Origin of the sequence: Salmonella sp. 2020_1395, assembly GCF_043848115.1 — a bacterium.
Lineage (GTDB): Bacteria > Pseudomonadota > Gammaproteobacteria > Enterobacterales > Enterobacteriaceae > Salmonella > Salmonella enterica.
The window spans coordinates 109,712-122,787 of sequence record NZ_JBCMFH010000003.1 but is presented as its reverse complement, the minus strand read 5'-3'; the positions used below and the strand labels follow the sequence as shown (position 1 = coordinate 122,787).

Annotated in this window: 13 protein-coding genes, 1 tRNA gene and 4 pseudogenes; 5 read left to right on the top strand and 13 right to left on the bottom strand. The window is 46.0% G+C overall.

Annotated features, from left to right (window positions below):
- Positions 1-14 precede the first annotated feature (14 nt).
- Both fimH and sfmF read left to right on the top strand, forming a co-directional pair.
- Positions 15-1,022 (top strand): type 1 fimbria D-mannose specific adhesin FimH, encoded by a 1,008-nt coding sequence (gene fimH, locus ACH0WD_RS05465; RefSeq protein ID WP_000708669.1) that lies wholly within the window; start codon positions 15-17, stop codon positions 1,020-1,022.
- 9 nt (positions 1,023-1,031) lie between these two features.
- A complete protein-coding gene (sfmF, locus tag ACH0WD_RS05460) occupies positions 1,032-1,550 on the top strand; it encodes a fimbria assembly protein (RefSeq protein WP_000577507.1) in 519 nt (172 codons plus the stop codon).
- Positions 1,551-1,595: 45 nt separating this feature from the next.
- Here the strand turns inward: sfmF and fimZ are convergent, their stop codons facing one another.
- From fimZ to fimW, 4 genes are all read right to left on the bottom strand, one after another.
- A complete protein-coding gene (gene fimZ / locus ACH0WD_RS05455; RefSeq protein WP_000801273.1) occupies positions 1,596-2,228 on the bottom strand; it encodes a fimbria biosynthesis transcriptional regulator FimZ in 633 nt (210 codons plus the stop codon).
- A gap of 603 nt (positions 2,229-2,831) precedes the next feature.
- A complete protein-coding gene (fimY, locus tag ACH0WD_RS05450) occupies positions 2,832-3,554 on the bottom strand; it encodes a fimbria biosynthesis regulator FimY (protein ID WP_001258100.1) in 723 nt (240 codons plus the stop codon).
- A gap of 18 nt (positions 3,555-3,572) precedes the next feature.
- On the bottom strand, positions 3,573-3,884 hold the full coding sequence (locus ACH0WD_RS05445; protein WP_000226496.1) for a hypothetical protein: 312 nt from the start codon (positions 3,882-3,884) through the stop codon (positions 3,573-3,575).
- A 161-nt stretch (positions 3,885-4,045) separates the two neighbouring features.
- Positions 4,046-4,642 carry a fimbria biosynthesis transcriptional regulator FimW gene (fimW, locus tag ACH0WD_RS05440; protein ID WP_000948629.1) on the bottom strand — a complete coding sequence of 199 codons (597 nt, stop codon included), beginning with the start codon at positions 4,640-4,642 and terminating at the stop codon, positions 4,046-4,048.
- A 254-nt stretch (positions 4,643-4,896) separates the two neighbouring features.
- On the opposite strand from fimW, the gene ACH0WD_RS05435 reads away from it, so the two are divergent.
- A tRNA-Arg gene (locus ACH0WD_RS05435) sits at positions 4,897-4,973 on the top strand.
- A 21-nt stretch (positions 4,974-4,994) separates the two neighbouring features.
- On the opposite strand, the pseudogene ACH0WD_RS05430 reads toward ACH0WD_RS05435, so the two are convergent.
- From ACH0WD_RS05430 to ACH0WD_RS05395, 8 genes and pseudogenes are all read right to left on the bottom strand, one after another.
- Positions 4,995-5,120 (bottom strand): annotated as a pseudogene (locus ACH0WD_RS05430) (integrase); the annotation flags it as partial.
- Positions 5,089-5,503 (bottom strand): annotated as a pseudogene (locus ACH0WD_RS05425) (IS3 family transposase); the annotation flags it as partial. The pseudogenes ACH0WD_RS05430 and ACH0WD_RS05425, both read right to left, overlap by 32 nt.
- A 34-nt stretch (positions 5,504-5,537) precedes the next feature.
- Positions 5,538-5,756 (bottom strand): IS3 family transposase, encoded by a 219-nt coding sequence (locus ACH0WD_RS05420; protein WP_001747483.1) that lies wholly within the window; start codon positions 5,754-5,756, stop codon positions 5,538-5,540.
- A 386-nt stretch (positions 5,757-6,142) separates the two neighbouring features.
- A complete protein-coding gene (locus tag ACH0WD_RS05415; RefSeq protein ID WP_010988978.1) occupies positions 6,143-7,795 on the bottom strand; it encodes a DUF6056 family protein in 1,653 nt (550 codons plus the stop codon).
- Complete coding sequence (locus ACH0WD_RS05410) at positions 7,776-8,702, bottom strand: glycosyltransferase family 2 protein (protein ID WP_000703645.1); 927 nt, start codon at positions 8,700-8,702, stop codon at positions 7,776-7,778. The genes ACH0WD_RS05415 and ACH0WD_RS05410 overlap by 20 nt, the downstream gene beginning before the upstream one ends.
- Positions 8,699-9,061 (bottom strand): GtrA family protein, encoded by a 363-nt coding sequence (locus tag ACH0WD_RS05405; RefSeq protein WP_000915520.1) that lies wholly within the window; start codon positions 9,059-9,061, stop codon positions 8,699-8,701. Before ACH0WD_RS05405 ends, ACH0WD_RS05410 begins: the two co-directional genes overlap by 4 nt.
- A gap of 422 nt (positions 9,062-9,483) precedes the next feature.
- The gene (locus ACH0WD_RS05400) at positions 9,484-9,729 is read right to left on the bottom strand and encodes a hypothetical protein (RefSeq protein ID WP_000445902.1); all 246 of its coding nucleotides are present in this window, start codon (positions 9,727-9,729) and stop codon (positions 9,484-9,486) included.
- A 199-nt stretch (positions 9,730-9,928) separates the two neighbouring features.
- A pseudogene (locus ACH0WD_RS05395) lies at positions 9,929-10,303 on the bottom strand (ATP-binding protein); the annotation flags it as partial.
- Positions 10,304-10,306: 3 nt separating this feature from the next.
- On the opposite strand from ACH0WD_RS05395, the pseudogene ACH0WD_RS05390 reads away from it, so the two are divergent.
- Positions 10,307-10,573 (top strand): annotated as a pseudogene (locus ACH0WD_RS05390) (efflux RND transporter permease subunit); the annotation flags it as partial.
- 50 nt (positions 10,574-10,623) lie between these two features.
- On the opposite strand, the gene rclR reads toward ACH0WD_RS05390, so the two are convergent.
- The gene (gene rclR, locus ACH0WD_RS05385) at positions 10,624-11,478 is read right to left on the bottom strand and encodes a reactive chlorine-specific transcriptional regulator RclR (protein WP_000339631.1); all 855 of its coding nucleotides are present in this window, start codon (positions 11,476-11,478) and stop codon (positions 10,624-10,626) included.
- A gap of 215 nt (positions 11,479-11,693) precedes the next feature.
- Between rclR and rclA the strand changes: the two genes are divergently transcribed.
- A complete protein-coding gene (gene rclA, locus ACH0WD_RS05380) occupies positions 11,694-13,019 on the top strand; it encodes a reactive chlorine resistance oxidoreductase RclA (protein ID WP_000195931.1) in 1,326 nt (441 codons plus the stop codon).
- Positions 13,020-13,076 lie beyond the last annotated feature (57 nt).

The following is a 13,076-nucleotide window of genomic DNA, read 5'->3' as shown; positions in this document are numbered from 1 at the left end:
AAGGAAAAATAGAGATGAAAATATACTCAGCGCTATTGCTGGCGGGGACCGCGCTCTTTTTCACCCATCCCGCGCTGGCGACGGTTTGCCGCAATTCAAACGGGACGGTGACCGATATCTTTTACGACCTGTCAGATGTTTTCACCAGCGGCAATAATCAGCCGGGACAGGTGGTGACGCTGCCGGAAAAATCAGGTTGGGTCGGCGTAAACGCGACGTGCCCGGCGGGGACAACGGTAAATTATACCTACCGAAGCTATGTATCAGAATTACCGGTACAAAGCACCGAAGGAAATTTTAAATACCTCAAGCTGAATGACTACCTTCTGGGCGCGATGAGCATCACCGATAGTGTCGCTGGCGTATTTTATCCGCCCCGTAACTATATTCGCATGGGCGTCGACTCTAACGTGTCGCAGCAAATGCCGTTTGGCGTGCAGGACTCAAAGCTGGTTTTTAAATTAAAAGTGATACGGCCTTTTATTAATATGGTGACGATCCCTCGCCAGACAATGTTTACTGTCTATGTGACGACCTCTACCGGCGACGCGTTGAGCACGCCGGTGTATACCATTAGCTACAGCGGCAAAGTGGAAGTACCGCAAAACTGTGAAGTGAATGCCGGACAGGTCGTGGAGTTTGATTTCGGCGATATCGGCGCGTCGTTATTTAGTCAGGCGGGGGCGGGTAATCGTCCGCAAGGCGTCACGCCGCAAACGAAAACTATCGCTATTAAATGTACTAACGTCGCGGCGCAGGCCTATTTATCGATGCGGCTTGAAGCCGAAAAGGCCTCAGGGCAGGCGATGGTGTCCGATAATCCGGATTTAGGCTTTGTAGTTGCTAATAGCAACGGTACGCCGCTCACACCCAATAATTTGTCGAGTAAAATTCCGTTTCATCTTGATGATAACGCCGCCGCTCGCGTAGGTATTCGCGCCTGGCCGATCAGCGTGACGGGGAATAAACCGGCGGAAGGGCCGTTTACTGCGCGCGGCTATCTACGAGTCGATTATGATTAAGGAGGCATAATGATCTTTCGGCGCGTTTTCATCGCTATCGGTTGTGTTTTGTTCAGCCCGCTGAGTCAGGCCAACTCATCTCTGGGCGAAGTGAATATTGAACTGCGCGGTAACGTGGTGGATTTTACCTGCGCCGTGGTTGCGGGCGACAGTAACAAATCGGTTAACCTCGGCACCTGGCCGACAAAACAGCTTCACGCCGCCGGTGACGCCACGCAACCGGTAGCCTTTAGCCTAAAACTTGAAGGCTGCCCGCCGGGGTCGGCGTCTATAACGTTTTCCGGGACGCCAGCGCCCGGCACGGCATTACTGGCGCTTGCTGATACGGCAATGGCGCAAAAACTGGCGATTGAAATTCGCGATGGCGATCAACGTCGATTGCCGCTTGAACAGGCCAGCAAGGCCGTCGATATTGACAACAACGGCAATGCTACCCTGAAATTCTATGCGAACTATATCGCCTTAGCCGATGGCGTGCAGCCCGGACTTGCTAACGCGGATGCGACCTTCCTGATCAATTACAATTAGTGTCCGTTATTGTGGCTCCCGAACGATAATTCGTCGGGAGTACCTTTACAATAATTCGTGTGATTTGGCGTAGTCGATAAGCTCAACGATAGAGTGAAGGCCAAGTTTAGAAAATATATTGGCCTTATGCGCGCTGATAGTCTTGTTACTCAATAAAAGTTGCTCGGCAATTTCTTTGTTAGACATTCCATTGGCCAGATAGCGCAGCACGGTAACTTCGCGGTTAGATAGTGGCATATCATGGTGCCCGCCTTTGGGGGTACGGGTATTACTGATAAAGTTAAGCGTCTCAGATGGAAAAAAAGAATAGCCGGATAAAATCATTTTTACCGCATTATAAATATCATTGAGGTCTTTGCGTTTACTTACAAATCCGTTTGCGCCCGCTCTTATTGCTCTGCCGGCATAAAAAGCCTCTGATTTCGACGATAAAAAAAGTATCCGGGTATGTTCCTGGATAGATTTGATTCGTTTAAGTAAGGTAAAGCCGTCGGTGCCCGGTAATTCAATATCCAGAATGACAAGGTCAACAGGATAAGTGCGCAGATACTCTATCGCTGTTCGGCTATCATCCGTTTTCAGGACAACCTGAATATTGCTATTTTTACCGAGTAAAACTTCGATCGACATTCTTACAATAGGGTGTTCGTCCATAATGATAACAGATGCAGGTTTCATTGTTGTATGCCTCAGACTGTTATGCGTCCTTCGTTTTAGAATAAGCGTCAGACACCTTAAAGATTGTGAAATAGCCAAGTCTACACACCACACAGTGGAGCAATAATAAAGAATGAGACCTCCCTGTTGACTGGCTATTTTGCGTAAGAGTAATAAATATGTGGAATATCCATTTCGCACCAACAAAAAAGAAATTTCTGATTAAGTAAAAACAATATGGATTATACCTGGTCTGATTTCTCGGAAAAGTCTTGCGAAATGCGAATTATGGATAGCGGGTAGGATGTTCTGTGGCGTTATAGAAAATTTGTTCGTGGTGGAGCTATTTTCTTTAGAGTTGACATTGAGTAGTTTAAACTGTTGTTTTTAAGTATAAAAATAATATGAAAGACTAATTGTTTAGTATTTGTTATGTAATAACGGAAAGATGTTTACGCGGGAGACCTCAAAAAACGAGGAGGGACAGGGGACGATGTAAGAAAAAAATTTTTATCGCTTACCAGGACGAGTTGTAAATATTAATTTTATGTGAAATATTTACATTTAATGGAAGTGAAAATAAGTAATTTCTTAAAAAATCTTATTCACCAAAACGTTAGTTCGTTAAAAAATGTCGTGGAAAGTAACGTTTAACTGCTGGATCAGCCGAAGAAAGCTTTGCCTGTGGGGAAGGTTAAGGAGGGTGATAAGTTGTTTAAGCCGGTAAACTACACGATGATAAGGTATGCTTTGCTGACGTGCTATTTCTTTTAAAGAGGCGCCTTGTGCTAAAGTTTCAATCATCAACCAGTCAGTACGGCTAAAGCTTTCCGATAAGCGAGGTTTGGCGGCTGATAACAAGGCTTCGCGTACTGAGGCCAGATTTTGTTGTCGTGACAGAACAAAAAAACGCCCAGCCATACGGATAAACTGTGTTATAGCGGGGGTTTTATCTGATACCAGCAGGTAAATCTGGATATCGCTTTGTTGCCAACTGAGCGCGCGTAGCTGGTTAAGCGCCTCAATACAGGAGACAGGTAGCGCCTCCATATCTACAATCAGTTGTCTGAGCGACCCCTTTTCAATCCACAAAGAAATGTCATCTAATGAGCGGAATGCAGCGGTACGTTTTCCGGAAAATAAGTAGTGACTCAGCGAATAGCCGAGGTAGTTGTCAGTTGTAATTATTGCCTGAGAAATGATACCAACCGGCAAGGCATAATTGAGCTGTTGGTTCAGTAACTCAAGGTGATCAAATATCTGCGGCGTTGGAGAGTGATAACGGCAGGCGCAGTCTTTAGCATTTCTTAAACGGCGGTGTCTTTCCCTGCGTGGTACGCTGCGCATCCTGCTTTTTCCATTGCTCTAATATATATCTGGTAATATGGCTGGCCATAAATAACCTTGTTCCATCGTTGCACCAGCGTAAAAAGCAATGCTTCGTTGCTCTGATGTTTCAATGCCTTCCATCAGCATTAACTGCTGAAAAAAAACTTCGCTATCATGTTCTGACGGAAGTTGCGTCAGGACCTCATAGCTGATTAATTGCGCAGTTGAGAGATTAACGATTGGCTCAGATTTTAACAATTCGCTGTTGAGATATGAATGACGTGTGGGCGAAGACGCCAGGTGTGGGGGATTTATCCTTTCCTTTAATAAAGTACCCTGTGCCACCAAACACTCCTCCAGGCATTTATGATGCAGCCATATATTTTTGACCCCTGAATCTATCAGGATATTATGGGCATCATTGTGGCAGCGTTAAAAAAATGCCTGTAGGTATCGTTACTTAATTATTGGTGAGATATTTCGTAAGCCTTGTAAAAAGTTAAGTGAGTTTACTTACTGAGTAAGAAATGAAGGTTAACTCTAATATACTTTAAAAACTGCTGCTCCGTTTTAACATGTAATTTGCGCATAATGCTCCGGCGGAGTGACTTTGTCTGCTCTTCAGAAAGTGAAAGTAAAGCAGCCGTTTCGCTTAAATGATAACCGCTGGCGATCAGTTTTAACAGGTGACGTTCTGTTACTGAAAAATGACGAGTCGTGCAGTAGTGACAAATGCCAGAAGGGACGCTATGTCGAAGCGCTCGTTTATGTAAGATCAATATCATTTTCCGGGTAATTTCTTCAACATCATCTTCCCGATAAATATGCGGCAGCATATACAGACATGGTCTGAACATGAGCTTTTCTTTATCGCATTTATTACAAATAATCACCCGTAGCTGATGTTGGGTATGCATAGGTATCTGATAACAGCCAGCGCTGAACCAATCATCATCCAGGGCCAGGAAAGCGATATCGGCATTATCTATCTCTTCTGGCGGCAGAAAGTCAATTTTCTGCTGCCATTGATTCGCCAGACGCGTCATGATGATTTTCAAACCATGCTCAAAGTGACTGTTTTGTTCCTTAATAGCGATACTCAGCATAAAAAATATCCTACACGGCAGGTGAATCATGGTGAAATATTAAAGAAACTTATTGATTTTCTAAATACTGGCGGCCTTAATTCCCACTTTATGCGTGCTGAGATGTGTCCAGGCGATTTCCTGGAACCTGGCATTGCGCCAGAAAAGACGATATTCGTACACTTAGTCAGCAACCAGAACAAAAGCCATTGACTCAGGAGTGCCTGACCGTATAATTCTCGCGTTTCGTCTACACGAAGTCTTCACTTCACAAGGCGCCCTTAGCTCAGTTGGATAGAGCAACGGCCTTCTAAGCCGTGGGTCGCAGGTTCGAATCCTGCAGGGCGCGCCACTTATAAATCAACGCGTTACGCTTCTTTATTTCCTCCTTATTTTCCATATGGGACATATTTGGGACATCATCACCAAAAATGTCGTCTATTTCCCTCGCGTGTTCCGTTAAATGATTAGGCGCAAGGTGAGCATATCTGTGAATCACCACGGATAACCTGGACACTTCTGAGTCGTTGATGATATAGGTTTTCATATTCAGCCGGTGGCATCTGCTCGCTCGAACCATGCCGGCGTCTACTGTTATAAAACATTTCTATGTAATCAAAAATATCGCTTCTGGCTTCGTCTCTCGTTCCGTAGATCTTTTCCTTTATCCGTTCACGCTTCAGTAGCTGGAAAAAGCTTTCTGCAACCGCATTGTCATGACAGTTGCCACGACGGCTCATTCTGCTCTCCAGTCCGTGCGGTTTCAGGAGCGACTGCCATTCATAGCGGGTGATTACGTCGCCACACGGCCATCAGAAGCGCATTCAGGACTCTATCTTTTGTCATTCATGGTTGCAGTGACCAATTGAATCTATTGCGGCTTTTTTTTATATGTCCCGCTCGTCAGTAACCCGCTTCAACTCTTTCGGGAGTCGGCGGATTCCGGTCTGATCATCTGACTGCTCTTTATTTCTTTATTGGTGGAGGAGTTCGACCCGTACTTCTTTATCCTGGCGTAAAGACTGTGGGTAGTAATATCGAGATGTGTTGCGGCGCTGGAAATAGAATGGCCACGCTCAACGACCTGTCTTACCGCTTCAATTTTAAACTCTTCGGGATAACGTTTACCGCTCATAGGCACCTCTCTTTAAGTCATCTTAAATGGCTCTGAGGTGTCTGTTAAACCTGTGGCGATTCACATTGACCGCAGATTGTCAGGTTCCTTTACCCGGTAGTGAAACCAGTAGGGGGCAGTTTATCCGCACTAAAAGACGGTGTTCCTGCATCTGTGGTGGAGTTGAACCGGATGGGCTTTGGGCACATGCGTATCCTTGCGTGTATTGGTCAGTTGCCGGAGTCTGGATTAATGCACTATGGCTCCGTTGGGTTCTTTTTTGGGACTGATGGTGCATTGCGACTTCTTGCTAAGAAACCTGATGGGGCATTTGTGACATACGATATGTAGGAATCCCCGCCGCCCGTTACCCATTGGTGGCGGGGAACATTAATTATACATGAATGTTATTTAATTATTTCCGTAATATTCTCATTTGTCCTCGCCCCTGTTCTAACGTCCCATGTCCCAGATGTAATTGATTCTAATTCATTTGAATCTATGCCGTTAATCGCCCGCCCGGAAAGCCATCTTCCGTCTATTTGGAATGTCTTCTTGTCGACATCTGCATTTATAATTTTTCCATCCTTTGTTTTAAAGCTAATGAACATCGCTGTATTCTCATCAAGAGAATCAGCAGGATTTTTATTAAACTCAAATATTACAAAGGTTTTAATGCCCATTTGCTGTTTATATATCCATAATGATTTTATATAAACGTTGTTACATATTTTTGCGTTAATATTAAGAGGCTTGAAATTAAAGGCTCGTGAATAGTCGAAAAATCCTGGAGCAGTTATTTTCAAATCAATCCCGTAGTATCTAGACATTGCTTCACTGTTAAACGTATCAAGACTTGGGCCTGCATGCAGTACCGGTGGAAAGTAATAATCAGGAATTATCGCTTGATCTTGTTTGTTATGTTTCGCCCTGTCTATTATTTCTTCCCTAATCTCCGTTTGTTTGCTTATTGATTTAATTGATGAGTAATAGAGGATGTATGATGGGATGAAATATAAAAAAGCCATTGCATATGTAGTAACAGATAAATAAATGGAAGCCTTGTTAAATTTCGTAAATGCAGAATGAGCAACAAAGGAAATCGAAAGAATCATAAAGCAGAGTGCTCCATTGAGAGCCCTGCTGGGCATTGCAGGAGATGCAAGGAACGCAACATTTGCAGCAATTGCACCCAGCATGAATAAAAAGCTTCCAAACATAAGTTTGCTGCTACTATTCCTTGATAACACTACAGAGATTAGTAGTATTATAAATGCAATATAGACCTGCCAATATGCCCCCATTGCTGATGGCAGCCTTTCTGAAAAGTGCTCAAGAACCCTCCATGCAAGTGGTTGATTGTACCAGTCTTGTATTGTAGACGCACGGGATAGGTTTCCCGGAGCCAGCAGGAGAACCCCCGCGCCTATTGCAGATCCGAATACGCCAATCAGTAAATATTTATTTCTATTCATTATAAAGAAATATGCTACAGAAATTAATACAACTACAAGAGATGTATTTTCATTTGAGCAACCTGCAAATATCGATGATATGGCATATACAAAGAGTATTAAATTGGATTTTTTACCATTGCTTAAATATATAGAAATTAGTATATAAATGGCAATGAACATGTTGGTCCATAAGTAATTTGCTGACCCAACAAGCCAGAAGTTAGTTTGACCGAGGGCTGGATTTGCAACGAAGTATAAGAAAAATAAGAAAATCATCACATATGGGGACGGTGACGACTTTGTTAATGTAGCTGGGATCATTGTCCAGCACAACACCATTAATGTTAGCGCTGCTGAGTTTATTGCATTGTAAATATGCGGGGAGAAAAACTTTAATAGAGATGTGCTGATCGTATCTGACACAACCCTTCCGCTCCATCCCAAATAGTGCATTTTTACGCTAGAAAGCGAAAGCTCTCTTAGGGCATAAGTATAGTCATCAGAGTTCATTGGTGTGATAAATCCTATTGAATACACCAACGAGAAAACTATAAGGATAGCGATTACCATTTTTAATCTATTGTTAACCATTTTTCTTCTCATTCTTAATTATGTACTTAGGCCTTTTTTTTGTTTCTATGTAAATCCTGCCAATATATTCCCCAAGAATACCTATTCCTATCAATTGAACGCCACCCAGAAAAAGTACAGAAACAAGAAGAGACGGGTAGCCAGGAACATTATTTCCAAATATTAATTTATCAATAATCATCCATGCACCGTAAAGGAATGACATACCTGCAATAAACAATCCAATGTAAGTCCATATGCGGAGCGGAAATGTTGAGAAAGAAGTTATTCCTTCCAGCGCCAGATTCCATAATTTCCAGCCATTGAATTTTGAATCGCCGGCAACACGCTCAGCGCGGGCGTATTCAACTACATCAGTCTTGCCGCCCACCCATGACAGAACGCCTTTCATAAACAGATTACGTTCTGGCATCTGTTTAATATTTTCGACAACTTCACGGCTCATTAACCGGAAATCACCGACGTTCTCTTCAATTTTCGGATTGCTGATTTTATTGTGCAGCTTATAAAACCATTCAGCTGTCTTACGCTTCATGCGCCCGTCAGTTGAGCGGTCTGAGCGCTTAGCCAGCACCATATCTGCGCCAGCCTGCCACTTCTCAATGAGATGGGGGATTACTTCTATCGGATCCTGTAAATCGACATCAATAGGAATGACCGCATCCCCGGTTGCGTGGTCGAGCCCCGCGAAAAGAGCAGGTTCTTTACCGAAGTTTCGCGTAAACGAAAGCGGAATAACGAGCGGATCAGATGCAGCTATTTTGTTAATTATTGATTCAGTTGCATCTTTGCTTCCGTCATTAATAAAAACGATCTCCACTTCATATTCTTTTAGTTCATTAAACTCACGTACCGTTTTATAGAAAATCGGTATCGTGTCTTCTTCATTAAAAACTGGAACGACAAGAGAGATTTTCATTTCGCATCCCTAAAGACAATGAACTTTGAATAAATGAATCCGCATATCAGGCTGATAGCTGAAAAGGTGATAAGAGTAAGGAGTGGTGGCAAGGAGCATTTGTCAGCCATCCAGCCAACAACAGCGCTCAGTGTTCCCATAAATCCCACGTACATCATGTAGCGAAGCGTGGTGGTGCTGGCGTTAAAGGTGAAGCGCGCATTGGCATAGAAGCTGAACGATACGGCGATAACAAAACCGGAAAAGTTCGCCAGCGCCTGATGCGTATGCATCCCATACACACAAAAAGCAAATACGCCCCAATGAATAAGCGTGTTAAGAACACCGATCGATGTGTACTTAGCGAATAACTTCAACATTATGAAAATCAGCGGATTCGGAAAGGTCTGGAGTGTAGCACTACAAATTGATTTGATCGATATAAACGATCAATAATGTGATATTTGATAGTTTAAACTTATTGTTATGTTATTAATTGATCGTTGTTACCGATCAATTGAGGCTACTGATTGCTGAGTGGGTTGGGACAAAAACGGTACACACAAAGCTTTGCATCGGCTTGCAAAGCTTTGCATGTTTTTCGAAGATGGGGCGAGTGAGCGCCGTGGTAATGGGATAACTTGTTGTTAGCTCAGGTAGTTCCAGGAACATCTAAGCCGTGGGTCGCAGGTTCGAATCCTGCAGGGCGCGCCATTTAACCTCTCAAAATTATGTTAATCCGTAAGCTTCTGCGGGGGCGACGTTGTGCCATCCGCAGTACGTGACGCTAATATGCAAATAACTAATTGTGTTTAATCTGTTTATGGTGCTCCTCAGCCTGGATCTCATGGGCGAAAGAATGGGCATTATTCATCGATTGATGGATGACCATTGCTTTTTCATAGTCGTCCATTTCAGAAAAGGGTGTCGCATTTTCCACAGGAGTCGGGGCGCTGAGTTTCTGTGTCTGAGCCATTTGCTGGTGCGCGAAGGCGTCACCGTTATTCATCATCTCATGCGCGGTGGCGGATAATTGGCGGGATTCCATTTTCTCTGCGGCTTTTACGCCAGCTGAAATAAAAAAACGACAGCTAAAAGGGATGTAATCTTATTTATCTTATTTCTCCGGTGTGGGTTAATAAGAGAAATAATAAAACAGTCGTTGGGTCTGGCGCGTGACGGGATAATGACGATGATGTCAGAGTATTTTGCTGGCTAGTGATAGCGCCTTTCACTATCGCTACAGTTCAACGGAGGTGTTTGGGTAATGTCAAAATAAAACGAGTAGCGCGCGTATCGGAGGTGACAGAAACTTTTCCCTGATGCGCAATGACGATGGATTTTACAATTGCCAGGCCTATACCGCTGCCTTCCCCTTTACGCTGGCGGTAGGGATCAACCCGATAAAAACGATCGAAAAGGCGCGGCAAATGTTCCGGCGCGATTGGCGTACCGGGGTTTTCAACAATAATATGTATCTGGTCGTCCGCTTCTTTTATCCGAAGAGTAATGGTTTTACCTGGCGGCGTATAGCGCATCGCATTAGAAAGTAAATTACTGATAGCTCTGCGCAGCATGATGGGATCGCCTGTGATCCAGCAGGCGCGGCCTTCAAAGCGCAAGCTCCCAACACCTTTTCGGCAGAAAAACTCGATGAGGCGCTTTACCACGGGGCGGTGCTCCGGGTGCGGTCAAAAACCATGACGGTAGCGGTGATTATCGCCGGTCTGCTGCCTGTTTTATGGGGGACCGGCGCGGGTTCTGAGGTGATGAGCCGTATTGCCGCGCCGATGATTGGCGGCATGATTACCGCGCCGTTGCTGTCGCTGTTCATCATTCCGGCAGCCTACAAGCTGATGTGGCTGCGCAGGCACCGTCGCCTTGCGGCATAACGTGTGTCGCCCGCCTGCGGCGTCAAACTGTAGGCGGGTTCAGCCTACGTTTATCGTCCGAGCGCGCTGACCCGTTTGCGGTACTCGCCTGGTGTACAACCGAATTCACGGACAAACGCTTTGTGAAAAGAAGATTCGCTCGCATAACCTACCGACTCGGCAATCACCATCACCGGCAGCGCTTCACGCGACAGGGTCTGGGCGGCGATTTGCAGGCGCAGCGTTGTTAACACGGCTAAGGGCGTTGTAGCGGACACGTCGCGAAATAGCTGGGCGAAGCTCGCCCGCGACATGTGTACCCGTTGCGCCAGCGTTTCGACCGTCCAGGGATGCGCCGGTGTTTCCAGCATGTGAAGGATCACGCGGCCCAGCCGGGGATGCAGCAATAAATTGAGCACGCTTTTCGCCGTGCCAGCCTGCAATAGCCAGTCGCGAACGGCGAGGGTAAACAGCGTGGCGCACTGCTGACTGTATAAGACATCAGCGCCAGGTAAATGGCGTTCTGACTCCTGCTGTAACAGCAAAATGGCGGCGTTAATCCAGATACTGGCGGGGCTATGCGGCGGCGGGGCAAGACATAACACTTCCGGCAACGCGGTAAGGAAATAACGTGACGTCGTGTGCAGACGTAGACTACCGCACACGATATGTGTCGGTGATTCGCCAGACTGGCGCAAACGGTGGGCGGAGTTTTGCGGCAGAATCACCACCTTTCCCGGCGTAAGCGTCATGGCGTCGCCGGTAGGCATTTCCAGTTGCGCTTCGCCCTGCGTAACGGTATGCCAGCGAATCACCGATAGCTCGCCAGCGGCGTGCGGCAACTGCCAGTCGCCGCCTAACGGGCAATTCTTGTCGATTGAGCCCTGAGGGGCGTTAAGCGTCAATAGCCGACTAAGCGCATCCATATAGACTCCAGAACAGATTCTTTTTCAAAAATAGGGATAACCATTTCTGTCTCTGATCACTATATTTCGGACTCAATGTCATTTCTACTCTTGTTTTTGCTAACCGCCAATTTAGACGATAAGACAAAAAATGACGCGTTGCGGATAACCCTGTTTTTTTTGACGTTATTTATACTTGTCCTGACAAACAGATGGTGATTTGGCGGAGAAAGAAGATGACACAGTATCAGGCGCTCATTATTGGTTTTGGCAAGGCAGGAAAAACGTTGGCGGCAACTCTGGCGAAGACGGGATGGCGCGTGGCGATTATCGAACAGTCCGCCAGTATGTTCGGCGGAACCTGCATCAACATTGGCTGTATTCCAACGAAAACGCTGGTGCATGACGCGGAACGTGAGGGCGATTTTTCTGTCGCCATGCAACGCAAAGCGGCGGTCGTAAATTTTTTACGCGACAAAAATTTTCATAATCTTGCCGACCTGGACAATGTCGATGTGATTGAGGGAAGGGCGGAGTTTATTGATAACCATACCTTACGGGTATTTCAGGCGGACGGCGAGCGGGTGTTACGGGGAGAAAAGATCTTCATTAATACTGGCGCAGAGTCGGTGATCCCGGCTATTACGGGCTTAACAACGACGGCAGGGGTGTTCGATAGCACCGGACTACTCAGCCTGAGCCAGCGTCCGGCGCGCCTGGGGATTTTAGGCGGTGGTTATATTGGCCTTGAATTTGCCTCAATGTTCGCCAACTTCGGTACGAAGGTCACTATCTTTGAAGCAGCGCCGCAATTCCTGCCTCGTGAAGATCGGGATATCGCGCAGGCAATTACCCGTATTTTACAGGAAAAGGGCGTCGAGCTGATTTTAAACGCCAACGTACAGGCCGTATCCTCAAAGGAGGGCGCGGTACAAGTAGAAACGCCGGAAGGCGCGCATCTTGTGGATGCCCTGCTGGTGGCGTCGGGGCGAAAACCGGCGACGGCTGGTTTACAGTTGCAGAACGCCGGCGTGGAGGTGAACGAACGCGGCGGGATCATCGTGGATGATTACCTGCGTACCACGGCGGACAATATCTGGGCGATGGGCGACGTTACCGGTGGGTTGCAGTTTACCTATATTTCACTGGATGATTTTCGTATTGTACGCGACGGGTTATTGGGAGATGGCAAACGCAGTACCCGCGATCGCCAGAATGTTCCGTATTCCGTCTTTATGACGCCGCCGCTCTCTCGTGTCGGGCTGACGGAAGAACAAGCGCGGGCAAGCGGCGCAACGGTGCAGGTGGTGACATTACCGGTGGCGGCGATCCCTCGCGCCCGTGTTATGAACGATACTCGTGGCGTACTAAAAGCGGTAGTGGACGTGAATACGCAGCGTATTGTAGGGGTGTCATTGTTATGCGTCGATTCTCATGAAATGATTAATATCGTTAAAACCGTTATGGATGCAGATTTACCTTATACGGTGTTACGCGACCAGATATTTACCCATCCTACAATGAGTGAGTCTTTAAACGATCTCTTCTCTCTCATTAAGTAAAACATAAATAACGTAGCCCTGTTAATCAGGGCTTTTTTTTGCCTGTCAGGCTATAAA